Consider the following 26,250-nt stretch of genomic DNA (forward strand, 5'->3'; position numbering starts at 1 on the left):
TAGCTTACGTATTATTGTTACTCTTGACCAGCTTCTGGGCTGGTCTTTTTTATTTTTATATATAGGTAGGTTTCAGAATTGACATAAAAATAAGAAAGTTTTATAATTTCGGTATTAAAGAAATTAATTGAATAGTTTAATGGATGGGGTGTTTAATAGTGAACGAACGAGATTTCAAAGATGGGCTTTTCACCGAATACGCACGGATCGGAAAATGCTTGTCCAGCCCGAAAAGGTTGGAAATTCTTGATATTCTCATACAAGGACCCAAATCAGTTGAAGTTCTATCTAAAATGACTTCGATGTCCGTTGCCAATGTTTCTCAGCATCTACAAACTCTATATCAAGCTAAGTTGGTTCAATCCAAAAAGCAGGGAAACTTTGTGTATTATGAACTTTCTGATTCATCTGTTTTGCACTTTTTAAATTCACTGTATGACCTGTCTGAAAAGCAGTTAATTGAAGTTCAGCACATTAAGGAGCAATTTTTGGGTCAATTCTCGGATGTTGAAGGAGTCACAATGGAAGAATTGGCAATGCGGATGGAAAAAGGAGAGGTCACACTTCTTGATGTACGGCCGCGAGATGAATATGAAACTGCTCATATACCGGGGGCTGTTTCCGTTCCAATTGAAGAATTAGCGGAGCAGTTATCTTTGTTGCCAGCCGACTCGAAGATTGTGGCTTATTGCAGAGGCCCGTATTGCTTAATGGCGGTTAGAGCTATTGCATTGTTGCAGGCTCGTGGTTTCGAAGCTAGACACTTGGATAAGAGTGTTCACGATTGGAACGACTTTATCAGGGAAGGAAGTTAGCCTTAATGAATTTGACGAATGCTTCGCAGAAGAGGCAAGCGCTTATCAATTCCTATGCGGAATCTTCAGATAAGCAAAGAAAACTGTATCGTCGTACGCTTATCACCGTTATTTTCTCTCAAATTTTTGGAGGCGCCGGACTTGCTGCCGGAGTAACCGTTGGTGCGTTGTTGGCGCAAGATATGCTGGGTACGGATAAATTTACGGGGATTCCTGCGGCACTATTTACACTTGGTTCAGCGGCTGCAGCGCTCCTCGTTGGTCGGTTTTCCCAAAGATTCGGCCGACGAATGGGGCTGGGACTCGGTTTTATTGCAGGGGGAGTTGGGGCGATCGGTGTCGTTGTTGCAGCCCTTATGAATAGTATTACCCTGCTTCTAGTCTCCCTTCTTGTTTATGGATCGGGAACGGCTACAAATCTGCAGGCTCGTTATGCCGGTACAGATCTCGCAAGTTCAAAGCAGAGGGCAACAGCTGCGAGTATGGCTATGGTCTTTACAACGATCGGAGCGGTAGCCGGTCCCAACTTAGTTAACGTTACCGGAGAGTTTGCGTTATCCATTGGAGTTCCCAGTTTAGCGGGACCTTTTCTTTTAGCGGCGGTAGCCTATACATTAGCAGGCATAATATTATTGCTACTTCTTCATCCTGACCCTTTATTGGTGGCCAAAGCAGTTGCGAATCAGGCGGCACAAGGAAGCCAGTCGTCTTCTGATCTTGAGGCTACTCGTGATGGTAGAAAAGGAATTATTCTTGGCGCTTTAATCATGATAATAACTCAAATTGTCATGGTTGCGATTATGACGATGACTCCCGTACATATGAAGCACCATGGACATGGACTCGGCGAAGTAGGATTAGTCATCGGTTTTCATATTGGTGCTATGTATCTTCCGTCTCTAGTTACGGGTATTCTTGTCGATAAGATTGGTCGTATAGCGATGGCGATGGCTTCAGCTGTAACGCTACTTCTCGCTGGCGTAGTAGCTGCGTTGGCTCCCACTGATTCGATGGTTTTGCTTATTGTGGCGCTTTCTCTTTTAGGGATAGGGTGGAATTTTGGACTGATTAGTGGAACCGCTTTGATTGTAGATTCGACGACAATATCTAATCAAGCTAAGGTACAGGGATCGGTGGACGTACTTATTGCTTTGGCAGGAGCTTCGGGAGGAGCACTGTCCGGGATGATCGTAGCAAATTCAAGCTATTCCATACTTTCTTATGCGGGAGGAATTCTGGCGCTGGCGTTACTTCCTATCATGTTATGGATGCGTTCAAAGAGAGCATAGACTAGCAAAAAACGACCTTATGGTCGTTTTTTTGTGTTTACCTAACTGTCGGGGGGAAGCAGCCATAGTTCTCTTTTTGACAAATAGTTTGGATACGAATAGAATGACTAATTATGATATAACTTATTAAAACATTAATAAAAAGTGGTGATAAGTAGATATGTAAATGCCAGTAGAATCATCCATGAATCCTCGGGTAATTCGTAATATCTTGTTTTTGTTGTTCGCTTTACCGGGTGTAGCTTTTGCTTCCTGGGTATCTCGAACGCCTACTATACGGGGTAATTTACATGTCTCGACTGCCGAAATGGGAATCATTATTTTTGGATTAGCTGCATTTCTTTAGCGGGACTACTTATAGATCCCCCAGGCTTAGGGTTTTTAGGTGAACATGTTGGAACTTCTGCATGCCTTGATTGTAGTGCTTGTTGGCGTTATGGTCGCTGGTTTGATATCGGGTGCAGCCCAACCCATTGGAGTGAAAGAAAAAATCAGATTAAAAAATAAAGGGGATTGTCGCATGACTATGAAAACGGAAAAACAAAAGATGATAGATGGAGAACTGTATGTAGCTGCTGATCCTCAATTAACGAGTGAAAGAGAGTATGCGAGAAGATGTGTCCGTCTCTTTAATCAGACGACAGAGACGGATCGTGTTCCAGATCATGTGGTTGTAGCTGGAAATCCAGCACGAATAATTAAGCAGATTGAAATCTCCTAAACAGCATACAGGCAAAGCATTTAATATTTGTTCCGATGATCCTATTAAAATAGCTCTTTATTTTAATAGGATCATTTAATTTAAAGACTAGTATGCTTATGGTCTTCAAGATTGAACTATACAGAGTAATAAATAATCATATTCATCCGAACTAGTGTTTCTCCTAGATTATAGTAAATGTGTGGACGGTCTGCTTTAAACCGGATTGAATCTCCAGCTTTAACTGTGTACATTTCTTCGCTGACTTTTATCACCATTTCACCCTCAAATACCGTAATAAATTCTTCTGTACCTTCACGGTGTGGCGCTGAACTCAGTTCCCCGCCTGCTTCAATCTCTACGGTGTAAACCTCAAAATTTCTACTTCCTTCATAGGGAAAAAACGGATACAACCGATAGTGATTATTTTCTTCAAGCACTTGCACCTTGGTTTTCGGAACGACTACTGCATCTGCAGGGGGTTCATTAATCAGGGCAGTGAAAGAGATTTTCAAACCGTTCGCAATTTTCCATACGGTTGTAATCGAAGGATTTGATTCTCCCCGCTCAATCTGACCAAGCATCGTTTTACTGATCCCCGTCAGATCGGCTAATTTATCTAAACTTAATTTTCGTTCATTTCTTAGATATTTCAAATTTTTACTTAAAATCAGATTAATATTCTCCATAATTATTCGCCCCTATTGTGCTTTATAAAGAACGTATTGTACAATCATAAAGTACAAACGTGCGTTTTAACGCACACTTTATACAATTATAACATACTGGAGTTGATTGTTGCATGCCGGTTATTCCGTTTCTTTCTTATGTGATTGTTACCAGCTTTACGCCCGGACCCAACAATATTATGTCATTAGACAGTGCCAGGCGGTTAGGTTTGAGAAAAGCATTTCCATTTTTGCTGGGAGTAACAGCGGGCTGTTTCGCTATTATGCTGTTAGCCTGCTATTTTAATCTTGCTTTGTATCATTTTTTGCCACGGGTTAAAATCTGGATGAATGTACTCGGTAGTCTGTACATGCTTTATCTGGCGATAAAAATAGCGAAGAGCAAACCTTCTTCTAAAAATAATGATCACAATGAAGGATATTCCTTCAAATCAGGATTGCTGCTGCAATTTATCAATTTAAAAGTCATTTTGTATGGTATTACGGTCATTTCAACGTTTGTTATGCCTTATGATGTATCGTATATAGAGCTTATTATGATTTCATTACTTTTGACCTGTATTGGTTTTATAGCTGTAGTGTGCTGGGCGATTTTTGGGGCTATGTTTCAGCGTTTCTTGAACAAGTATGAGCGCTCCTTCAATATCATAATGTCCTTATTGCTCCTTTATAGTGCACTATCGATATGGATGTAAATGAATACCGTTTCCATCATAGAAAAGAAAGGTTCCTGACTATAGGCAGGAGCTTTTTTTTCGTGTGAATTGAGCTTATTTTACGAGTTATAACATACAATCGGACAGAATGGATGAGTCTCCTGATCATTTAGCTGCAAAACGGGTATTACCTTAATAAATAAAGCTGTTGACAACTTGTATATACATGACTTAATCTTGTATATACAAGATATTGAAAGCGTTATATTATTTTTTACGCTACTTCATTTCGCAAGGAAGGAATGAGCATGAATGGAAGCAACGAATAGGACTTTGGTTCCTCAAGATAAGGACTGGTGGCGAAAATCAGTAGTCTATCAGGTTTATCCCAAAAGTTTTAACGATACGACGGGTAAAGGAACCGGTGATATAAGAGGACTGACGCAAAAGCTGGATTATTTGCAAAAACTGGGTACCGATATTGTCTGGTTGCAGCCTGTATATGTCTCACCACAACGTGATAACGGGTATGATGTAGCCGATTATTGCCGGATTAATCCTGACTATGGAACAATGCAGGATTTTGAAGAATTGAGCCGGGAAATTCGGGCGCGTGGGATGCACTTGATGATCGACATCGTGGTTAACCATTCTTCCACAGAGCATGTCTGGTTTCAGCAGGCGCGGCTTTCTAAGGATAGTGAGTACAGGGACTATTATATCTGGCGTGACCCAGCACCCGATGAAGGACCTCCGAACAACTGGATTTCCAAGTTTGGTGGACCAGCTTGGCAGTATGACGAGGCTACAAACCAATATTTCTTGACACTGTTTGATAAGACGCAGGCGGATTTAAACTGGGAAAATCCCAAAGTTCGTCAGGAAGTTGTTAATGTGCTGGAATTTTGGGCAGAGAAGGGAGTTAGTGGCTTCCGACTTGATGTCATTAATTTGATTTCCAAAGATCAGCAATTCTCGGACGACGATGGAAGCACGGCTCCTGGGGACGGGCGTAAGTATTATACGGACGGCCCAAGTGTGCATGAATACCTTCATGAATTACATGAGAAAGTATTCTCAGCGTATAACAGTGTCACTGTAGGGGAGATGTCCTCCACCTCACTGGATCACTGTATCCGTTATTCCAATCCAGAAAGAAAAGAATTGTCCATGACCTTTAATTTTCATCATTTGAAGGTAGATTATCCAAATGGACATAAGTGGGAATTGATGCCATATGATTTTGAATTGTTGAAGAAGCTATTCTCGGATTGGCAAACGGGCATGCAACAAGGTGGCGGCTGGAGTGCATTGTTTTTTAACAATCATGATCAGCCAAGGGCGATCTCTCGCTTTTTGGATGATGGCGAATACCATGCGGAAAGTGCCAAGCTGCTAGCAACCACGTTACATGGTCTTCAAGGAACGCCCTATATATTTCAAGGTGAAGAGATTGGGATGGCCAACCCGCAGTGGGCAGATATTGAAGAGTTTCGGGATGTTGAATCTCTGAATATGTATCGTATCTTACAGGAACAAGGCAAAAGTGCAGAAGAAGCATTGAATATCATTCGAGAGCGGTCTCGTGATAATTCGAGGACACCGATGCAGTGGGATAACACTCGCAATGCGGGCTTCACTACAGGCACGCCTTGGATTAAGGTAGATGATCGATATCCACAGATCAACGTTCAGTCTCAGTTAGAGGACCCGAACTCGATCTACAATCATTACCGTCAGCTGATTCACCTGCGTAAGACGGTGCAGGTCCTTACTGACGGGAGTTATCAACGTTTGGACGAAGCTCATCCTCAGGTCTACGCCTATCAACGCAGCAATGAAGAGGAGACTTTGATCGTCATCTCTAATTTTAGCGGACAGGATGCGCAATTCCGTATACCGGATTCATTTTATTCATCATTAAAAAATCAAGCGTTGGGTGCGGCTGAGCTTTTAATAGGTAATACCCAGCACGTCCCGGAGCTAAAACAAGAGATCACTTTGGCCCCATATGCTTCATATATGTGGATTGTCCGTAGTCTTAGTGAATAGTATGGAGATAACTAGTAGTACCCCGGGAACGTTATTTTTTATAACCGGGGTTGCTGCTAAAAAAGAGCAAACGTTAAGGGAGTGGGCTAGATGGCGATTGAAAGATCACAGGTAGAAGACATTATAAAAGCCGTTGGTGGCAAAGACAACATAGAGGCCTCTACGCATTGCGTAACTCGTCTGCGATTTGCCCTTTATGATGATAAGCTGGTAGATAAAGATGCACTGGAACAAAATGATTTGGTCAAAGGCCAATTTTCTTCACAAGGACAGTATCAGGTCGTGATTGGTCCAGGCCTGGTGGATAAGGTATATAACGAAATGATCTCCATTACAGGAGGTAGTCGGGCTTCTAAAGACGATGTCAAAAATGCAGCAAGCAAAAAACAAAATCCAATTCAGCGTGCCATCAAGACGCTGGCAGATATTTTTATCCCCATCTTGCCCGCAATCGTGACTGCAGGTTTATTACTTGGAATAAATAATATTTTGACAGGCAAGGGGATTTTCTTCGAAGGTATGGCTCTGGTTCAGGTCTATCCTCAATGGACTGACTTTGCTGCTATCATTAACACCATTGCCAGCACCGCTTTTACATTCCTACCTGCCTTAATTGGATGGTCAGCCGTTGTCCGGTTTGGCGGCAGTCCTTTACTCGGGATTGTACTGGGTCTGATTCTGGTTCACCCAGATCTATTAAGTGCATACGGTTATGCGGATGCCGTTACCAAAGGAACCGTTCCGGTTTGGAATTTGTTTGGGTGGGAAGTGAACAAGATTGGTTATCAAGGACAGGTTTTACCTGTTTTAGTATCCGCTTACGTACTTGCACAAATTGAAAAATTCCTAAATAAAAAGATAGCGGATTCATTTAAGCTGTTACTCGTGGCACCGATTACATTATTAATAACGGGATTTCTGGCTTTTACAGTGATCGGTCCGGTTACTTTTATGATTGGTAATGCTATTACGTCTGGTCTTGTATACGTTTTCGATTGGGCTCCTGCGGTGGGAGGCTTGATCTATGGAGGCTTGTACTCCTTGCTCGTGATTACGGGAATGCACCATACTTTCCTGGCGGTGGATGTGCAATTAATTGGTACGCAGGGTGGAACGTTCCTCTGGCCGATGCTGGCGCTGTCCAATATCGCTCAGGGGGCCGGAGCATTGGCCATGATGCTGGTATTGAAGGAGCAAAAGGGAAAAGGGTTGGCTCTTACCTCTTCTGTGTCTGCTTTTCTGGGTGTAACCGAGCCTGCCATATTCGGGGTGAATATCCGATATAAATATCCGTTCGTATTTGGAATGATCGGTTCGGGTATCGCAGGTATACTGCTTACCGTAAATCATGTGATGGCTTCTTCCATTGGTGTGGGAGGGATTCCAGGCTTCTTGTCTATTTTCCCAAACAACTGGGGTGTATTCTTCATTGGGATGGCGATCGTATTGATTGTACCGTTCACTTTAACCTTTATGTATGGAAAACTGCTAAATAAGCGCCGTCAGACTCCAGCTACACCAGCTAACGACTCCGTACGGAAAGATTCGGGCCGTCAAAATTCTGCACTGGATGTGCTTGAAGTAAAGACTCCGGTACTGGGACGTGTTGTGCCATTGGAGCAGGTTCCTGATCCGGCTTTTGCCGAACGGCAGATGGGACACGGTATCGCAGTGGAACCGAAGGATGGCAAGATTCTTGCCCCTTTCAGCGGAAAAGTTATTCATATCATGATGAAAAGCAAGCATGCCTTGATTTTGGAGCATCCGACAGGTGTACAGATTCTGGTACATGTGGGGATCAATACGGTGTCACTGAAGGGTGAGGGATTCACCATACATGTGGAGACAGATCAAACTGTGAAACAAGGACAACTATTGATGGAATTTGACCGTGATCTGATTCAGAAATCTGGATATCCCATCATTACACCTGTCATTGTCCCGGATGGCCAAAGTATGATTAAATCGGTTGAGGAACTGCCAGGTGAGGCAGACGATTTGCAGTATACCTTAATGAAAATTCATTTGAATTCTTCATCAGGTCATAGGAATTAATTCAGTTTCAATTCGCACAGTCTATTATAGTGAACAGGGAAGTGAAAGAATGCTACAATGAACGTGGTGATGAAAATTGACAAAGAATATATTTTTGCAAATTTATCAGGATTATTCGGGACAGATTCAGACAGGCGAATTGGCTCCAGGTACGAAAATGCCATCTGAAAATGAACTGGCCCGGGAGTATAACACTTCTCGCGAAACCGTACGTAAGGCACTCCATTTGCTTGCACAAAATGGGTATATCCATAAAATAAAAGCTAAAGGATCTTTTGTTCTGGATATGGGACGGATGGATTTTCCTATAGGAGGTCTGGTCAGTTTTAAGGAAATGTCCGAACGGATTGGGCGTACATCACGAACCATTGTACATGAAAATCAACTACTTCCAGTTCCAGATGACATAGCCAATCATCTTGAGATTGACAAAGACAAATATTTGGTCTGGAAAGTCGTTCGTGCACGTGAAATTGAAGGTGAATGCGTCATATTGGACAAAGATTACTTTCGATCAGACATTGTATCTGTGCTTACTGAGGAAATTAGTCGTGGATCCATCTACGAATATTTGGAGGGAGAGCTCCATCTTCAAATCAGTTATGCAAAAAAAGTCGTTTCCGTAGAAAATGCAGACGAAGAAGATCATAGGCTGATGGACCTTCAGAACTACACTCATGTGGTCGTAGTACGTAACTATGTTTATCTGGAGGACACCACGTTGTTCCAGTATACCGAGTCAAGGCATCGGCTGGACAAATTCCAATTTGTCGACTTTGCCAGACGTTCCCACGGTGGAGACAAGAGAGCAGATTTTTTAAAATAACGATCAATAATATAGTTAAGAAACCCCGTCTTTTAAGACGAGGGTTTCTTTTTTACCTTGGATGCAACTGCTGAGCAGCTTGTATACTGGCATTTGAGGGATTTGAATTTGCGTTTTATCCAAAAGCTGTTTATAGAATATTAAAAGGTTATATACTGTTTAGAATACAATTCCATGATCAATGCAATGGAAACGAGGTGTATGTTATTTATGTATAGAGTGGCTATCTGCGATGATGAGCACAAGCAGAGAGAGCTTGTTAAAAATATGCTGATTACTTTGTCGATAAAGACCAGTATAGAATTTAAAGTTGAATTATTCGACTCCGGAGAACAGCTGGTATCTCATTATCAAAACCATGAGTCTCCATTCCATATCTTAATATTGGATGTTGAAATGAGTGGCATGAACGGAATCCAAACCGCCCAAAAAATAAGGAGTTTAAATCACCTGGATGAACAGATTGTTTTTTTAACGAGCTACCCTGAATATATGGTGGAAAGTTTTGACGTAGTCACATTTCAGTATTTAATAAAACCGATTGCTCCCCATATCTTTGAGGAAAAAATGATAAAGCTGTGTCAATATTTTCAATCTCTCGATAAAAAATTCGTTATCATCAAGTCAGCTTATGAGGAAGTGCTTTTAAAATATGATGATATCATTAGTATTGAAGTGGTCAAAAGCTTAACCATAAAAAACAAACTACATTTTGTAACCTCTACTCAAACCTATGATAGCAAAGGGATTCTTTCGGACTATGCTTCAGCATTAAAAGAACATAATTTTCTACAAATTCATCGTTCGATTATTATAAACTTAATTCATGTGAAAAAATTTGCTGGCGGTGATGTTTTGATGTCAAATGATGTGAAGTTACCTATTGGGCGTTCTAAAATAAAAGAAGTTAAAGATATATATACCAAATTTATGATCATGAAGATGCATTAATATGATGGAATATAACTCCCTGCTTCTTAATCTTTGCGTTGTCCTTGTTATGTGCTTCCAAGTGAATTTTTACTTTAACTCGGTTTTTGATAAGTCCAATCGAAAGCCGAACAGATTCGTGTACTTCATTATTTTTGGATTGCTGGATTCCTTATATTTAAGTGTTTATTTGACTCCTACGATAGCTTCGATCTTAGCATTACTTGTCATATTTAGTTTAGCGCAATCGTATACAGTGGAAATAAAGACAAAGATCATTTTTTCTATTCTTTATGCTGTATTGATAACCAGCGTTAATTTTATATCTCTTTATATTTTATATGTTGTAGGCTCCGTTAAAATTGGCAACTTTATCTATTTGAGTGGACAAGATCACTTAATATTCTCAAAGGTTATGCTACTCAGCTGCATTATCATGTTTGCTGTCATTCAGATTATACGGCTATTTGCCAAACGCAGAACCTTCCCTTTGCAACATCGTTACTATATTTTATTTTTAATCGTTCCCATCATAAGTTTATACCAGGTCAATGTTTTATCTGTTTATAGTGAAAAGAATATGTATTATTTTGGTTCTATTATTGGCTTTATTTCCTTAAATGTTTTTATCATATATATTTTTGATAATGTCATTGAAAAATTTCAATTAATGCATGAAAATGCTCAATTACAACATCAGATGGACTACCAAGATGCTAACTACGAAAAAACGGTTCACAGCTTCAAAAATATAAAAAGAATCATTCATGATACACACCAACAGTTTTTGTATATTGAAGAATGTATCAAGAGAAATGAATTGGCAGAGGCGAGTGAACATATTAAGGTTACCTTAAATAAGATCGAAGGAGCATATCAAAGGGTTAATACCGGTAATCTGGTTATAGATGCTCTTGTCACGAATAGTCTTAATATTGGGCAAGCCAATGGCATAAAGATAGATACCCAACTTAACTTATATTCACAGAAAGTAAATATTGAACGTTATGATTTATGTGTAGTCCTAGGGAATATGCTGGATAATGCCATAGAAGCATCTAAAAAGGTCAAGATTGCGGATGACAGGTACATTCTTATTAAAATACATTCCAATGAGTCCGCGCTTTTCATTCACATCCTTAATCATGTGGAGAATGAAGTGGCTCATTTGCATAGTCAAAAATCAAACCCAGATGTTCATGGCATTGGCTTAACCAATATATCTAGAATATGTGACAAATATGGTGGGAATATGACCATTGAAACGAAAAATAAAGTATTCAATAATATGGTTTTATTGCCATTTTATAAGGACATTCCTTAGACATCATGTTGTTTAGGGATTGTTTTTTTCGTTTAAGGGTGTTTTTTTATATAGAATCCTCGTTCATTGTATGATCAGGTCAGTAATAAAATCTGGTGAAGCTATAAGAGGAGGAAATATGGAATGAAGAAAATAATAGCTGTGTTCGTTTCTGCTATGCTTTTTGTACTGCCGATGACGAATACTTTTGCTCAAGGCACTGATGAACCTATCAAGGAAAAGGCTCGCAGTCTGGCCTCGGAGCTGGTATCCAAATACGGTGTTAGCGGTGTGCAGTATGCCATTATGGATCATGGAAACATCGTATTATCGGATAGCGTGGGTGTAAAGAATAAAGCAACCAACGAGCCGATCACCAAAGATACGATGTTCGGTATAGGCTCTACAAGCAAAATGTATGTATCTGCTGCAACGATGATGCTGGTGGATGCCCATAAGGTAGATATTGATCAGCCATTAACAACATACATTAAGGACTTTAAAATGTCTGATGAAAGATACAAACAAATTACACCGCGTATGCTGTTAAATCATTCGTCAGGTCTTTATGGTGCTCACTATAAAAATAGTATGTTATTTAATAACAATGATACAGAAAATCATGATGAGCTCTTGCTAAGGTTGCAATCAGAAACTTTAAAATCAAACCCTGGCGAATATTCCGTATATACCAATGATGGATTTCAATTGCTTGAAATATTAGTTGAGCGGGTGAGCGGTCTAAGTTACACCGATTTCCTGGCAAAGCATATGAGTACCCCTTTAGGTTTGAAATCTACCAAAACACCTCTCGATCAATTTGATAGACAAAAGCTGTCCAAAACTTATTTTCCTGCGATTGAGGGGGCCTTACCGGTTGAAAATGCCAATGTCATCGGGACAGGGGGCTTATACTCCACCGCAGAAGAGGTGGCTATGTTTTCAGAAGTGTTAACGGGGAACAGACCCGATATTCTATCTGCCCAATCGGCGAAGTCCATGCAAAGTCATGAATATCGAAAAGGAATATGGGTACCTGAAGAGACAAACAGCTTTAATTATGGACTTGGTTGGGATGCGGTTCAGTTGGCACCGTTTAGTGATTACGGAATAACAGCGTTATCCAAGGGTGGGGATACTGTTTTGTATCACTCTACTTTGATCACCATACCAGAGCATCATATTTCTATGGCTGTACTTTCATCTGGAGGGTCTTCCATCTTAGATAGTATTTTTGCCTCTAACATTTTATTGGAAGTTTTAAAAGATAAGGGCATCATTAAAGACATCCTACCGGAGAAAACATTTGAGCCTCCTGTAAAGGTGGAAATGCCATCTGAGTTACTTTCTTATTCGGGATTATACGGTTCTGTGGGTACAACCATCAATGTAGAGATTAAAAACGGTGAGTTTGATTTGCCTGCTTTCTTGGATGGATTCGTCCCGGCGCAAAAATATGTGTATATAGGCAATGGACAATTCAAAAGCAGTGATGGAAGTGTAGTTGTAAGCTTTGACCAACAAAAAAACGGGAAAACGTATATTAAGGCTAACCTATATTTAGACTTTCCGGGATTAAGTCAAATGGTTATGGTGACTTATGAGTATCAAAAGCTAGATGCCAATCCTGTAAATCCCACAGTTAAAAAGGCATGGGAAAACAGAAACGGGAAAAATTATTATGCTTTGGATGAAAAGATATCTTCCATATTTTATCTGGCTCCCTCATTTATAACGAAAAAACTATCCGTTGATCATAATGGATACGCAAGTGGAACTAAAATTGTGGATGAGAATAAAGCAGTAAATGCCGTTGAGATTCCTGTTATGAGTGGAAGAGATGCATTTGATCTGAATTTTTATACCAAGGATGGTTCGGAGTATTTAACCATAGATGGACAATCCTATATCAGTGAAGATGCTGTTAAACCTATCTTGGGAGGAAAATCAGTGTATACCATACCATCTAATGGCCAAGCCACATGGTATAAAATAGATAAAAACTCAGCCAATAAAACGATGACCGTTGATTTTCCAACAAGCGGAGGGTTCGCTGTCTATGATGAAAACGGAGCGGTTGTACAATTTTCAACTGCTAGCAATAACAATTCGGTTGTACTGCCCAAAGGTGGCTTGATCGTTTTGGGTGGCAATGCAGGGGATGTATTTAAAATCAATTTGAATTAAGTGTGTAGTCGCTTCTGTAAATTCAGGAGCGACTATTTCATTCAGCAGATGAACCTAAATCCGTAATGGATAATTTTATATCAAAGGTTACGGGTGTTTTGCTGAATTTGTAATCCCAATCATCCTTTACCTTTTTCCACACCTGCGGTTTCTCAATATGCAAATGGTCACCAAAACCGGCAACATCGACTTTATATTCTGACTGTAATTTGTGCATAAGAGACTTAATCCTGCGAGTCACTTGTTTTTCAAACTCTTTCTCAGCCTCCTTCATGTTTTGTGTCTCAGTCGGGTCCGCTTTATCATCCCAGTTTTCGATTAAACGTCCTTTGGATTCAATTTTTACGTGAAACGAGATATCGTTGCCTTCGGTTACTTTAGTTGTTATTTTGCTTTTTACCGATTTGATTTCGTAAGTTATAGCTTCATTCCGCTTGTCATATGTTTTTACAGCTCCGCCCTTAACATCACCTGTAATCCAGCCAATACTCTCCACGTCTTGTTGGTCCAAACTGCCTATCCAGTGACCGGTATCTCCTTTAATAATACCAGCACCTGAAAATTCCAATTCCCCATCGGATTCAGTGATGTTTTGCAATATATAGCTTTTTTTGGAATGCATCATCCCATCCAATTCAGACAAATTGACCCCCCTCATTACCTTGCTGGTTCTGAAATGGTTACGAAGCATATACAGAATATGAATGGATGGGACTTCTTCCTTATATTTGGTAACTAAAGTACTAGCTGCTCGTCCCTTGCTTAAGAAGACCAAGCAACTCGGGCGAATATCATTATCACGAAGCGCAAAATCCATCAATTGCTGCATCGTCTGTTCTTTCGCCAAATCGGTGGCAACCACCATGACCTTTAGATGGTGGCCAATAACGGGGCGATCCAAACGGAGAGAGAGCTGCCGGAAGATTTCAAGCAAAGAATCTCCTGTGCCAGTTATGTTGTTATAGTTTGGCTCTTGTCCCCCTCCTCCGCCTTGTTGGTTTGGGCTTCCAGATGATTTTTTGGGGACGATTTGTACGCTGGCCGTAATTTTATTTTTCTTGAAGTAACGGCTACCTTTCTTCTCCAGATCCTGTTCCAATGGAGTGAGCTCCCCCTTATCCAGAGAAAGTCCTGTATATATGCTAAGTTCCTCTACTTCTTTGCTGCTCCAACAACCGACTTGAGTCACCAGAAGAATAAAGGCAAGCAGTACAGATAGGATAGGTCGTCTACACATTTTGCTTCATTCCCTTCTTCCTGATCATGAACACAATGGAGAGAAATACCGGAATCAAAATAAATAATAGGATTCCCATATATCCGATCGCATCGCCCAGGCTAAACACTTCCATCATACGAACAGGAGTCATTGTGGAGATAAAGATTAGCGGGATTAAACCGAAAACCGCATAACGATATTTAAAACCAAACACCTGTGAAACACCTAAGGATGCATTGAAGAAAAAACTGCAGGAATTACAAAACATTTGCATCATCCAGATCACTAGCAGTGGAAACTCTAGACGTTCAAAAAGAAATCCGGGGATTTCAAAACTGCGCATCAAATTAATGGTAGGCCAAGTACTTGTCACAGTGGAATCTACCGATAGCCCGCCGATGACCATAACTACGGTCAAAAAGTACAAAATTAAAGGGATACTGATCCCCACTACCATGGCCTTAAATGCTTTCTCGGGGTGTTGCATAAAAGCGACCAGTGTCATGACGACTTCACATCCACTGAAAACAAGGATAGTTGATTTCAGTCCCTTGATGACGGGTAAAACCCCTTCACTCAATACGGGACGAAGATGATCAATTTCAAAAATCCTTAAGCTAAAGAGAAAACAGAAAAGCAGAAAGAAGAGACTGATCGGAAGTACAATCTGGTACAGTCGCGCGATAGAATTAATGCCTCCAAAAACCAAATAACTCCCTACCCAGATAAATGGAATCACAATTGCCCAGATAGGTGTGCCTTCGAGTAGAAAAAACATGGTCACTTCAGCTAACACACGTATTTCAAAGCCGGCAATGATTATAAAGTATATAATCAATAGCACGCTTAAGATTCCTCCCGGAACAGTGCCTACAATTCTTCTGGAGTATTGGTATATGGTGTTTCCGGGAAACTGTTGACTTAATTTCACCATGACCCAGACGACGAATATGACAATACCTCCACCGATGAGGACAGAAAGCCATGCATCAGGAGTCTGTACTTGTTCAGTTACACCCCTCGGCAGTGTCAAAATCCCTGCGCCCAATACGGTATTGGTCAGGAATACAGCCGCCTGCTTCGTTGTGATCTTGTCATCAGAGCGTCTAAACACAGTAGCTCCTCCTTCGTCTTGGCATCATGGTCTACGCCTTTTTTGCTGCGTTTTCATCATAACAGGTCTTCGTTTCATTAGAGATATAGGAGCTCGGATGTACATATCTTTCAAGTCGCTTAGACGCATCGGGGAAAAGGGAGTCACATATGGGACGCCGAAGCTTTTCAATTTCGTCAGATGGATACAAATCAACAGAAAGAACAATATGGTTCCGAGCATCCCCAGGATTGCTGCAAAGAGCATGCCGACGAAACGCAGTAGGCGCAAGGTAATGCCCGCACTGTATGTCGGTATCGAAAATGAAGAAATGGCAGTTACCGCAACCACAATCACCAGGAAGGGGCTGACGATGCCCGCATTTACAGCAGCGTCGCCGATGACCAAGCCTCCCACAATGCCCATTGCAGGACCAATGGGTTTGGGCAATCGGATGCCGGCTTCCCGCAGGATTTCGATCGAAATTTCCAGAATCATGACTTCAATGACGGAAGGAAAAGGGACGCCTTGACGGGTCTGAATGATGCTAATGACCAGCTTGGTCGGAATCAAACCGGGATGAAATGAAATAAAAGAGATATACAAAGCAGGGCCCATCAGCGCTATGAAAGCTCCAAAAAATCTCAGCAAACGTAAAAGTGAACCTGGAATCCAGCGTTCATAATAATCCTCGGGAGATTGAAGCAGCATACTGAAGGTCACCGGGACAATAAGTGCAAAGGGAGTCCCGTCCAGAAGAATGGCTATTCTTCCTTCCAGTAATGCATTAATGACACGGTCGGGTCGCTCTGTGTTGTGAACCTGCTGGAACGGACTTAAGTAATTGTCTTCAATGAGTTGCTCCACATAACCGGATTCAGCCAAAAAATCCATATCTATTTTTGATATTCTGCGGTTTACTTCTTCAAGAAGATCCGGATTCACAATATCCTTGATGTACGCGACAACCAGATCCTTTTTGATTCGGCTTCCCACTTGAAATTTCTTCATTTCCAGACTTTTATTTAAGCCCTGGCGTCGAAGCATCGAAGTATTTTCACTTAATACTTCCGTAAAACCGATTCTGGGACCCCGAAGTAGTGCTTCAGAGGTTGGTTCATTGACGGAGCGAATGGCGCCATTAGGCGAGCCTACCAGTAGTGCTTCCTTCATTCCTTCAATTAATAAGGCAGTATGACCTAAAAGGATGAACTCGTGCAGTTCCTCCATACTGGTAACTTCACTAATTTGCGTAAGTGGCATCAAGCTATCTTTTATAAAAGAGCTACTTATACTTTCCGGCTGTTCCTGTTGGTCCTGCTGGCCCTCAAACATCAAGACCTCCAATACCTGATTGCTCATAAGCTTTTCATCCTGCATGCCTTCTATGAAGACTAATACGGACCGAGCATGAAATTTTTTCAACATAAACTCACGAAAATGCACATCACTATTTCCGCCTATAGACTCTCGGATCGAATTTAAATCGGAATCGTAATTCCCTGTAATTTTAGAGTTTGGTTTATTCTGTTGATCAAGGTGCCCTTCGTTATTTTCATCGGAGAGCGGCCGACCGGAAGAATGTTTGGATTTCGCTCCCTTACTACCGACAAACGAATAAATCGAGGTGTTTATATAATAAATCCCTAAAGGAATAATCAACGCGAGGCCTGCTTGAAAGAGTATACTCCAGCTCGGAATATAAGAAATTATTTTAGACCACAAGATGACCACCTCCAAACGATTCAATTCTAAGATACAAGTTGTCCCTAAAGTATTCCTTATAAAGGTTGTATTTACACATGAACTGGAAAGATTCGTTCGATGACCAGAGCAAATGATCATCAACTACACTATTTTTAAATCTAATCATTACGGCAGATCTCACACCAAACACTTCTGTTTTTGTTTTAGGGCTATCTAGCACTGAGAGTCAGCGTAGGGAATGGTGCAAAACCCCTTGAAACGGAATAGGGAAATCCCTAAACATTCTTAATGCGAACCACATTGTGATTATAATCACATATAGCTCTATCTGCTGTATTAAAATAGAAGCATAAACAATATTCATTAGAAACGTAGAGATGTCGTCGGATAGGAAGTAGCGTCGAATGAATGGAGGAACCGGTATATGATAAACAGTAAAAAGAAGCTTGTGGTTATAGGGAACGGGATGGCTGGTATCAATACGGTCGAACAAATTTTAAAATTAACAGATAAATATGAAATTACAGTCCTGGGAAGTGAGCCGCATCCGAATTATAACAGGATCATGCTCTCTTATGTGTTGGAAGGTAGTAAAAAAATAGATGATATCATACTGAACGATTTGCAATGGTATGCGGATCAAGGGATTACTTTATATACAGGAAAAATGGTTAAAAGTATCGACGGTGAGAACAAGAAGATTCTCACCGAAGACGGACTGGAAATTGATTACGATGTGGCTTTGGTGGCTACTGGTTCACAATCGTTTATTCTGCCTATTCCGGGTAAAGAATTACCGGGAGTTATTGGTTTCCGAGATATCGCCGATTGCTCGGCAATGCTGGAAGCGGCAAAGACCTATAAAAAGGCCGCTGTCATTGGTGGAGGTCTGTTGGGGCTGGAGGCAGCTAAAGGCCTGGTCAATCTGGGGATGGATGTTACGGTCGTTCATTTAATGGAAGATTTGATGGAACGTCAGCTAGACCGGGAAGCCTCTGCGATGCTAAAAGCAGAACTAGAACGCCAGGGAATCAAGTTTGCTATGCAAATGCAAACTTCGGAGGTGTACGGTCAAGATCGGGTACAAGGACTGCGGTTTTCTGACGGAAGCGAGCTGGAAGCGGATTTGGTCGTTATGGCGGTTGGGATCAAGCCTAATATTCAGGTAGCTGTGCAAAGTGGTATGGAAACGAACCGTGGTATTGTAGTCGATGATTTGATGAGAACCTCTGTGCCGGATGTATATGCTGTAGGGGAATGTGTTGAACACCGCGGAATCTGTTATGGTCTGGTAGCTCCGCTGTTTGAGCAGGGAAGTGTCATTGCCAAACATTTGGCAGGCGCGGAAACTGAAGGTTATATGGGATCGGTGGTTTCCACCAAGCTCAAAATTTCAGGGGTGGATGTTTTCTCAGCTGGCGAATTCATAACCCAGCCTGAACATACGGTGATTGTAGCAAAAGATGAGTGGAAGCGGACCTACAAAAAAGTGCTGCTTCGTGAAAATAAGATTGTTGGAACTGTACTGTTTGGCGATGTGAGTGAATCTGCTAGCCTGCAAAAATATGTACGTCAGCAAACATTGATGACAGATGAAATATATGGACAGCTCATGGGTACTGGATGCAGCAATCACGGGTCGAAAACATCATCCGCTGAAACGATGGCCGATGATGAAATTGTGTGTGGCTGTAACGGTGTAACTAAAAAGGCCATTGTTGATGCAATTAATGACAATGGATTGACTACAGTCGATGAAATTAAGGCATGTACCGGAGCAACTCGTTCTTGTGGAGGATGTAAGCCGGTCGTGGAGCAGATTCTACAATATGTTCTTGGAGACAGCTTCAAGACGTCAGCCAAGCAAGGAATATGTAGCTGCACAACATTGAGCCGAGACGAGATTGTGGAAGCGATCAAAACCAAAGGGCTGACAACTACGCGTGAAGTGATGAATGTACTGGGTTGGCATAATGATGAAGGTTGCTCCAAATGCCGGCCAGCGCTGAATTACTATCTGGGAATGATTAACCCGGATACCTATGAAAATGAGGGAGATTCCCGTTTTGTAAATGAGCGATTGCACGCAAACATTCAAAAGGATGGAACGTTTACAGTTGTTCCTAGAATGTACGGCGGTGTAACGACCCCAGAAGATTTGAAGAAGATAGCAGATGTTTCTCTTAAATACAACGTTAAGGTCGTTAAAGTAACAGGAGGACAGCGGCTTGATTTGATCGGTGTCCGTAAAGAGGATCTGCCTAAAGTATGGGAAGAACTCGATATGCCGTCGGGGTATGCCTACGCGAAGTCACTTCGTACGGTTAAAACCTGTGTTGGATCGCAATTTTGCCGGTTTGGCACACAGGACTCGATGGGAATGGGAGAAGTGTTGGAACGGAAATTCGAACGACTGGACTTCCCGGCAAAATTCAAATTAGCGGTTAATGGATGTCCACGCAACTGTGCGGAATCATGTACCAAAGATATCGGAATCGTAGGTAATGATGGAGGCTGGGAGATCTTTATCGGTGGTAATGGCGGTATTAAAGCACGGTTGGCTGATTCACTCTGTAAAGTGAAAACCGACGCCGAGCTGATTGATATTGTAGGCAGCGTAATGCAATTCTACCGGGAAACAGGGCAATACCTGGAACGTACTTCGGAGTGGGTGGAACGGATCGGTCTGGAAGAGATTCAGAAAGTAGTCGTTCATGATACAGCTAATCGCCAAGCTTTAGTAGAACGTATCGAATTTGCACTGCAACAGGTCGAAGACCCTTGGAAAAAGATCATCAATGATGAGGATTCACGCAAGAATTTATTCGAGGTTGTCACCCCGTCTATTGTGTAATTGTATCTAAAATGCCTGAGGAAGGGAGCAATCAAGCAAATGATCAAAAATGCCGAATGGCTTGTCGTCGGTCACAGTAAGGATTTTCCGATCAGAATAGGACGTACCATCCACATCAAAGGTGTCGAAATTGCTGTTTTTCGCACTTCGGAGAATGAGCTTTATGCCGTTGAAAATATCAATCCTCATCCCAAAAGAGGTCCTCTTACAGAGGCGATAGTATCTGGTCATTATATCTATGATCCTTTATATGACTGGAAAATTGACCTGCAGACAGGCATCGTTCAAGAGCCTGATCACGGACAAGTTAAAACGTTCGCTGTTTGTGAAGAGGGAGAAGAAGTAAAAATATCGCTCGAAACGGTTTAGTTCATCTGATGGAATACAAATAAAAAGGGCTCAACAGGACAATCCTGTTGGGCCCTTTTCGGCTTGGATCAGGTAATGGTAATGCCTGCACTCGCATAACCCACCACGGTGTTGAGGAGGGAGGCTCCTGTAGCCGTTGCTGAGAAGACCATAAGTAGACGGGTCTGCGCGGTTACGGGTATAGCCAATTCGGTAGTAATACCACTAGAGATCGTTCCCAAAGCAACAATGTCAGTCAGTGGGGGAGTCAATATAACGGTAGCTCCGGGAATCGCTGTGAAGGAATTATTAGGTGTTGGGGAACTAAACAACTGGGCAGTAATGCTAACGGATGATGCTAAGAGGGTCAGAGCAGCTGTTGTACTGAAGTAACCAGCAATAGAGGTAATTACGCCATCCCGTGGTACGGAAAAAGCAAAGTTAATAAGCGGTCCTACAAGCGTACCTGTGAGGTCAATGGTATCGCCTACGAGGCCAATACCTGTAGCTGAGCTTCCGAAGCCGATCAAACTTGTGGTTCCTACCAGCCCACCAAGAACAGTTGTCAGTGTAGCAGGCCCTCCGGAAGCAAACGGGATGATGGCTCCCGAGCCGGTGGCTCCGGTAATCCCTGTAACGCCCGTAACACCCGTGGCCCCAGCGGGTCCGACAGCGCCAACCGCGCCCGGTAGACCATCGGCTCCCGTAGCACCCGTAGCGCCCACAGGTCCAGTCGCTCCAACAGGTCCCGCAGGCCCGTCAAGGCCCACAGGTCCGGCCGCTCCGATAGGTCCTGGAGGTCCTTGTGGCCCTGGTCCACCTGCTGGTCCAGGCGCACCGCCGGGTCCCACCGGTCCCACCGGTCCTGGAGGTCCTGGAGGCCCTGGAGGCCCTGGGGCTCCTTGTGCACCGGGCTCCCCTGACAAGTATGTTTCACCTAATACGTTGCTAACCATCGTTCCAGTGATTCTGATCGCGTTGATTAAGCTGTCCTTAAGAGCAGGATCGAGGGATTCTTGTAAAACGATGGACAATAGCGCATCCAGCAATTGTTGCAGTGCAGTACCTACGCCGATCGGCGAGAAAGGTGTAGCTTCTAACGCAACAATAGCAAGCTCCAGCGCTGCCAGTATGTCTGCCTTGGCCCCGCCGCGAAGCCTTAAGCTTTTCGCCAGAGACAACAGACGTCTTAAAACCTGTTGCAAGGAAGATACATTAGCCGCAGAAGGGTTTGCGAACACGATGGGGATAATCGCGGTCATTTCATTAATCAGCCTGAGAAGATCTTCGATACTTCTATTTACTCTTGTTGGTTTACAGTCTTCATCTTTTTTTGATGCACCACTGAACCTGAACGGTTTTTTATGTTTCATGCTCAAATATCTCCTCCTGATCGTTCTTCCTACAGTAGAGGTGACAGGTGGTTCATCGCCCCGTTTCGCAGATACTCATAATATATTTTCTGAAGCGAAAAGGGTGAATGACCAAGCAAAAATGATTGTTGAAGGCTCGTTACATAAAATACACATAAAAAATACGGCCCCCCGAAAAGCTTGGAGGCCGCGTTGTATTGGCTATACTCATCTGATCTATGAAACTTGAAAATTCTTATTTAAGCATACGTACTAACAGTTCAGCCATCTCACCTCTGCTGATAGCCGCTTTTGGCTTGAGCGTTCCATCTGGATAACCGCTGATCCAGCCGGAGGATACTGCATTTTGGAATGCTGCGGAGGCCCACGCTGAAATCTGCTGCTCATCCTTGTAGGATTGCAGTGCAGTAGTGCTGGAAATGGATGTCTGATTCTGCATCGCGTGTGACAGGATCACCATCGCCTGTTCACGGGTAAGGCTTTCATCAGGTCCGAAAGTTTGAGCGGTTAGCCCTTGAATCCATCCCTGACGGTAAGCAGAATCCACAGATGATCCAGCCCAGTGTCCCTTCATATCTGTAAATGAGGTAGAAGGGCTCTCATCTCCAGCAGTTCCCAATGCTCTGGTCAGTATGGCTACAAATTCTGCACGGCTTACAGCGCGCTCAGGACGTATGTTGCCGTCTTTATAGCCTTGTATCCAGCCTTTGTCTGCAAGAGATTGCAAGGACTTCGCTGCCCAATGGCCTTGTACATCTGGCCATACTTGAGCTAGCTCTTGCGAATCTGACGAATTGATTGGGGCATTTTGCACACGGGTATGACCGGTTTGAGGCTTTGCATCTGTGGCGATGGCAAAGGTACCTAACCCGGTCGTATTCAGACTCACACCCGACAAAATCCCTTTTGAATCCATTACAGCAGTACCTTTTAGAATCTCACGCTCGCCATTCTCATGAATAACAAGAATGGAGAACTGGGGCTCTGCATTGTGTAACTCACCTAAGGATTCGTTATCCAGCGGTAGAATGATGGTCGATGTCCCTGTCACATTAGCTTTGATGTCTGTAACCGGACCCATCAGCGTCAGGCTGGATTGTTGCTCAGCCCAATCACGGATCTGCTGTGCACGCTGTACATCTACCTGCTGGAATGACAATGTAACGTCCTGCTGACCTGAGGCCATGCTGGTTAAGGTGTCACTGGATATCCTCAGTGTTCCATATCGGGATATTACCAATGCACCCATCTTATCCCACTTATTCAGTAAAGAATGAGGAAGGAGAACACGACTCATTTGTTTTTCCTGCTCCAAACGAATGTCTGCGTATGCTTTGCCCTCACGAAGTGCTTGCTGTATCTGCTCATCCAGAAATGCCGGCGAAGGAACAAAGAGGGAGAACTCTTTCCCTTGTTCAGAAAATCCGATCTGTGGCACGAAAGTAGATAGATCCTCAGTCTTATCTTTGTTAGATTTGCCTGTATTCGCAATTACCTTGGCAGGAACGGTGACTTCTATGGCTTGCGTCAAAGCATGAGAACCATCACTTACCCTCATAACATCCAGCATGATAGTTACAACGGAAGGAGTACCTGCTTGAACAATAGTTCCGTCTGTACGCACGATGTCTGGCTGGCTACTGCTGCTGATGGTCACACGGAAACCATCAGGTACAACAGGCAACCTGAGCAATGTATCACTTGTTGTAGGAGGTGTTATGCTTGTGATGGAATCGGCAACGCGCTGCGCGGTTAACCCTTGCGGATACACTAGCCCTGACGGAGCGCTCTTCATGCCATTTACGTTCTGTAGCACATAGTAGGTGGCTCCTTCAGGAACGGGTATAAATGTATATCTACCCTCTCCGGAAGCAATTCCTTCCGCTATAAGCTCCTGCTGAGCATTGTACAGCTCAAGCCGTGCGTTCGGTAAGGCGCCTGTAACGATCACAGAGGCTATATCCTCATTGCCTGCTGCGGCTGTAACAGCACGAGGCAGCACGTTTATATGGCGTTCTGCAGGCTCTGCCGTCCAACCCCCGTTGTCGCTATAAGCATAGTTCAATACATATACACCAGGTACATTTGTATCAACATTCCCGCTACCTGAAAGCTCAGGGAGCAGGATATTGCCGTAAACACTGTCCAGTACGCTGGCTCCTGGATCAGTGAAGCTGTCGCCGGTTTCCAGAACAATTGGATTACTGCCGTTCAATCGTACGTAAGGTGTATTCGGCAATGCCTTCAGCACTGTGATCGTGAATGTTCTTTGTACAGAAGCTGCACCTTTAGAAATAATGGCAACTAATTGTACATTCGCATCACCGTCTGTATATTTAGGCCGATTCACCTGACCGCTGTTGCTGAGGATATCTGGTTGATCCGAAGACCAGTCAATCTGGGTGTCAAATGCTCCTGTACGAGGCAGAGCAATAGAATCCTTAATCCCTTGCGGATAATCCAAATTTAGAGTATTTGCTGCCAAATTTACGGCTTCATCAGCACTTACGGGCAGTGCGGGCACGAGCAGGCTGAATGTTTTTCGCAGATCAACCCCGCCTCGTGACACAACTGCTTCCAGCGTGATGGTCTGATCGCCTTGCACATAGCTTGGGAATGTTACATGCCCCGTATGATCCAGGAACTGGGGCTGAGTCGATGACCATGACACCTGAACACCATTCAATGCGTCTTTTGGCAAATATACGTCTCCGGTTACTGTAGTCATTGGCAACTCAAGCGCCCTGTATGCTGCGTCAACGGCTTCTGTATCGCTCATGGGCAGACGGAATACATGCGCAGTAAAATTCTTTGTTTTCGTTAAGCCTGCAAGTTGCAGGGTAGCCGTTAGGATAACGTCAGTATCTCCACTACTATAAGAGGGTCTGGTGAGTGTTCCATCTGATGCAATGACAAGAGGTTTGGACGAGGACCATTCGATCTGCGTACCACCATAACCGGATAATGGGAGAGATATATTTTCTGTCAGCGCAGACAAATCGCCAAGCGAGAGGGCACCTGCTGCTTGATCCAATGTATCATGTGCAGTTATCTTCGGTACGGTAACTTCGAAAGTTTGAGTATCCGAGGCGGTTCCTTTTGCAATCGTAGCTGTCAGTTTTACTTTTCGGTCACCCAGATCGTACCGCGGGCGTGTGACAGCCCCCTCATTCGTAATGACGTCAGGAGTATCCGAACTCCAGCTCACCGTCGTATCATTCAATCCAGTGAGGGGTAGTGTCAGATTTTGAGATACCGAATCAGCTGTATCTCCAGATGCAAAGCCTAAAGCAAGAGCGGCTTTTGCCTGTGCAACTCTCTCGGCATCGGTAAGTATAATCACTTTAACCTCTGAGGGAGTGCTCTCCCCTTTAGCATTCACAGCCTGAACCGTATAAATTGCTTCACCTGGCGGCAAGGCTGAAGTGTCTATGAATTGGGTTAAGCTGCCTGTATAGAGCGTTACGCTATCTCGTATGACTTTGTATGATGTTGCATAAGGAACAGCATCCCAGCTTAACTCCACTGTATTTCCATTTTTGGTTCCTGCAAAATGGCCTGGAGCCTGTGGAATAGGCAATTGCTCCCCATAAGCTGCGAATTCCATGATGGAAGTCCATTGATTGTTTCTTGCATTTCCTTGATCAATAGTTAATCGCAAGTATCGTGTAGTTACAGGGGCAATGCTCTTTTCAACATTAGAGCTTCCATTATTCTGTACGGTATCAACAGTCACCCAATTAATTCCGTTGCTGCTTGTCTGCAATCGGAAACTGTATGGATCACGTTGATCGTTCCATCCATAATGGACACCCATACCTGTAACAACGTATCGATCTACGATATACCAATCTCTCAAGTCTACCTGGATCCATTTCTCACCGTTGCTAGCTTGATACCAGCGGCTTGTTGGCTCGATTGACCCATCTACCGCTCTGGAGGGATCATAGGGTTGCGTGTAACCGCTTGAGCTTACAGGCTTGTGCAACACTACATTTTCCCAACCGGCAGCATGTGCCTCATTCGTCCCTATGAGCAGGAACGCACCGCCGATGAATGGCAGCAATGGAACCAGCAACCGATAGGGTTTCAATTTGTTGCGTGTGAAGTTATTGCCTTCGAGCACGCTATCACCTCTTCTTTATTAAATAGCA

17 protein-coding genes and 2 pseudogenes are annotated in these 26,250 nt (G+C 43.0%); 13 read left to right on the top strand and 6 right to left on the bottom strand.

Going from position 1 to position 26,250, the window contains the following annotated elements; genetic code table 11:
- Positions 1-158 precede the first annotated feature (158 nt).
- From MKY98_RS03350 to MKY98_RS27030, 4 genes and pseudogenes are all read left to right on the top strand, one after another.
- Positions 159-815 (top strand): ArsR/SmtB family transcription factor, encoded by a 657-nt coding sequence (locus MKY98_RS03350; RefSeq protein WP_029515896.1) that lies wholly within the window; start codon positions 159-161, stop codon positions 813-815.
- 5 nt (positions 816-820) lie between these two features.
- Positions 821-2,104, top strand: coding sequence for an MFS transporter (locus MKY98_RS03355; RefSeq protein WP_069010922.1), 1,284 nt, complete (start codon positions 821-823; stop codon positions 2,102-2,104).
- A gap of 184 nt (positions 2,105-2,288) precedes the next feature.
- Positions 2,289-2,441, top strand: a pseudogene (locus tag MKY98_RS03360) (MFS transporter); the annotation flags it as partial.
- A 183-nt stretch (positions 2,442-2,624) separates the two neighbouring features.
- Positions 2,625-2,756: pseudogene (locus MKY98_RS27030) on the top strand (maltose acetyltransferase domain-containing protein); the annotation flags it as partial.
- Positions 2,757-2,941: 185 nt separating this feature from the next.
- On the opposite strand, the gene MKY98_RS03370 reads toward MKY98_RS27030, so the two are convergent.
- The gene (locus MKY98_RS03370; RefSeq protein ID WP_081317545.1) at positions 2,942-3,496 is read right to left on the bottom strand and encodes a helix-turn-helix domain-containing protein; all 555 of its coding nucleotides are present in this window, start codon (positions 3,494-3,496) and stop codon (positions 2,942-2,944) included.
- 110 nt (positions 3,497-3,606) lie between these two features.
- Here MKY98_RS03370 and MKY98_RS03375 point away from each other — a divergent pair, with 110 nt between their 5' ends.
- The 7 genes from MKY98_RS03375 (at position 3,607) to MKY98_RS03405 (ending at position 13,502) form a co-directional block, all read left to right on the top strand.
- The gene (locus MKY98_RS03375) at positions 3,607-4,188 is read left to right on the top strand and encodes a LysE family transporter (protein WP_069010924.1); all 582 of its coding nucleotides are present in this window, start codon (positions 3,607-3,609) and stop codon (positions 4,186-4,188) included.
- A gap of 273 nt (positions 4,189-4,461) precedes the next feature.
- Positions 4,462-6,201, top strand: coding sequence for an alpha,alpha-phosphotrehalase (treC, locus tag MKY98_RS03380; RefSeq protein WP_069010925.1), 1,740 nt, complete (start codon positions 4,462-4,464; stop codon positions 6,199-6,201).
- Positions 6,202-6,291: 90 nt separating this feature from the next.
- Positions 6,292-8,256, top strand: coding sequence for a PTS system trehalose-specific EIIBC component (gene treP, locus MKY98_RS03385; RefSeq protein WP_069010926.1), 1,965 nt, complete (start codon positions 6,292-6,294; stop codon positions 8,254-8,256).
- Between the two features lie 76 nt (positions 8,257-8,332).
- The gene (gene treR, locus MKY98_RS03390; RefSeq protein ID WP_069010927.1) at positions 8,333-9,082 is read left to right on the top strand and encodes a trehalose operon repressor; all 750 of its coding nucleotides are present in this window, start codon (positions 8,333-8,335) and stop codon (positions 9,080-9,082) included.
- 210 nt (positions 9,083-9,292) lie between these two features.
- Positions 9,293-10,033 (top strand): LytR/AlgR family response regulator transcription factor, encoded by a 741-nt coding sequence (locus MKY98_RS03395; protein ID WP_069010928.1) that lies wholly within the window; start codon positions 9,293-9,295, stop codon positions 10,031-10,033.
- Between the two features lies 1 nt (position 10,034).
- The gene (locus MKY98_RS03400; RefSeq protein ID WP_069010929.1) at positions 10,035-11,336 is read left to right on the top strand and encodes an ATP-binding protein; all 1,302 of its coding nucleotides are present in this window, start codon (positions 10,035-10,037) and stop codon (positions 11,334-11,336) included.
- Between the two features lie 123 nt (positions 11,337-11,459).
- Positions 11,460-13,502, top strand: coding sequence for a serine hydrolase domain-containing protein (locus MKY98_RS03405; protein ID WP_069010930.1), 2,043 nt, complete (start codon positions 11,460-11,462; stop codon positions 13,500-13,502).
- 37 nt (positions 13,503-13,539) lie between these two features.
- Here MKY98_RS03405 and MKY98_RS03410 read toward each other — a convergent pair whose 3' ends face one another.
- From MKY98_RS03410 to MKY98_RS03420, 3 genes are read right to left on the bottom strand one after another with little or no spacing between them, the layout of a single operon-like run.
- Positions 13,540-14,739, bottom strand: coding sequence for a Ger(x)C family spore germination protein (locus tag MKY98_RS03410; protein ID WP_069010931.1), 1,200 nt, complete (start codon positions 14,737-14,739; stop codon positions 13,540-13,542).
- A complete protein-coding gene (locus MKY98_RS03415) occupies positions 14,732-15,835 on the bottom strand; it encodes a GerAB/ArcD/ProY family transporter (protein WP_069010932.1) in 1,104 nt (367 codons plus the stop codon). The genes MKY98_RS03410 and MKY98_RS03415 overlap by 8 nt, the downstream gene beginning before the upstream one ends.
- Before the next feature lie 24 nt (positions 15,836-15,859).
- Positions 15,860-17,539, bottom strand: a complete 1,680-nt coding sequence (locus MKY98_RS03420) for a spore germination protein (protein WP_029515882.1) — start codon at positions 17,537-17,539, stop codon at positions 15,860-15,862.
- Between the two features lie 406 nt (positions 17,540-17,945).
- Between MKY98_RS03420 and nirB the strand changes: the two genes are divergently transcribed.
- Both nirB and nirD read left to right on the top strand, forming a co-directional pair.
- Positions 17,946-20,375, top strand: a complete 2,430-nt coding sequence (gene nirB / locus MKY98_RS03425; protein ID WP_069010933.1) for a nitrite reductase large subunit NirB — start codon at positions 17,946-17,948, stop codon at positions 20,373-20,375.
- Positions 20,376-20,414: 39 nt separating this feature from the next.
- A complete protein-coding gene (nirD, locus tag MKY98_RS03430; protein WP_029515880.1) occupies positions 20,415-20,744 on the top strand; it encodes a nitrite reductase small subunit NirD in 330 nt (109 codons plus the stop codon).
- 68 nt (positions 20,745-20,812) lie between these two features.
- Here the strand turns inward: nirD and MKY98_RS03435 are convergent, their stop codons facing one another.
- Together MKY98_RS03435 and MKY98_RS03440 are read right to left on the bottom strand one after the other, a co-directional pair.
- Positions 20,813-22,096: an exosporium glycoprotein BclB-related protein gene (locus MKY98_RS03435; protein ID WP_069010934.1), complete on the bottom strand. Its 1,284-nt coding sequence runs from the start codon at positions 22,094-22,096 to the stop codon at positions 20,813-20,815.
- A 235-nt stretch (positions 22,097-22,331) separates the two neighbouring features.
- On the bottom strand, positions 22,332-26,222 hold the full coding sequence (locus MKY98_RS03440; RefSeq protein WP_069010935.1) for an immunoglobulin-like domain-containing protein: 3,891 nt from the start codon (positions 26,220-26,222) through the stop codon (positions 22,332-22,334).
- Positions 26,223-26,250: the final 28 nt, after the last annotated feature.

Origin of the sequence: Paenibacillus sp. FSL M8-0228 (genome assembly GCF_038007385.1) — a bacterium.
Lineage (GTDB): Bacteria > Bacillota > Bacilli > Paenibacillales > Paenibacillaceae > Paenibacillus > Paenibacillus polymyxa_D.

Bases quoted from the DNA above. Each gene is read 5' to 3' on its own strand.
- treC (WP_069010925.1), top strand. From the start codon at position 4,462: ATGGAAGCAACGAATAGGACTTTGGTTCCTCAAGATAAGGACTGGTGG.
- nirB (WP_069010933.1), top strand. From the start codon at position 17,946: ATGATAAACAGTAAAAAGAAGCTTGTGGTTATAGGGAACGGGATGGCT.
- MKY98_RS03395 (WP_069010928.1), top strand. From the start codon at position 9,293: ATGTATAGAGTGGCTATCTGCGATGATGAGCACAAGCAGAGAGAGCTT.
- MKY98_RS03435 (WP_069010934.1), bottom strand. From the start codon at position 22,096: ATGAAACATAAAAAACCGTTCAGGTTCAGTGGTGCATCAAAAAAAGAT.
- MKY98_RS03410 (WP_069010931.1), bottom strand. From the start codon at position 14,739: ATGTGTAGACGACCTATCCTATCTGTACTGCTTGCCTTTATTCTTCTG.
- MKY98_RS03400 (WP_069010929.1), top strand. From the start codon at position 10,035: ATGATGGAATATAACTCCCTGCTTCTTAATCTTTGCGTTGTCCTTGTT.
- MKY98_RS03405 (WP_069010930.1), top strand. From the start codon at position 11,460: ATGAAGAAAATAATAGCTGTGTTCGTTTCTGCTATGCTTTTTGTACTG.
- MKY98_RS03355 (WP_069010922.1), top strand. From the start codon at position 821: ATGAATTTGACGAATGCTTCGCAGAAGAGGCAAGCGCTTATCAATTCC.
- MKY98_RS03375 (WP_069010924.1), top strand. From the start codon at position 3,607: ATGCCGGTTATTCCGTTTCTTTCTTATGTGATTGTTACCAGCTTTACG.
- nirD (WP_029515880.1), top strand. From the start codon at position 20,415: ATGATCAAAAATGCCGAATGGCTTGTCGTCGGTCACAGTAAGGATTTT.
- treP (WP_069010926.1), top strand. From the start codon at position 6,292: ATGGCGATTGAAAGATCACAGGTAGAAGACATTATAAAAGCCGTTGGT.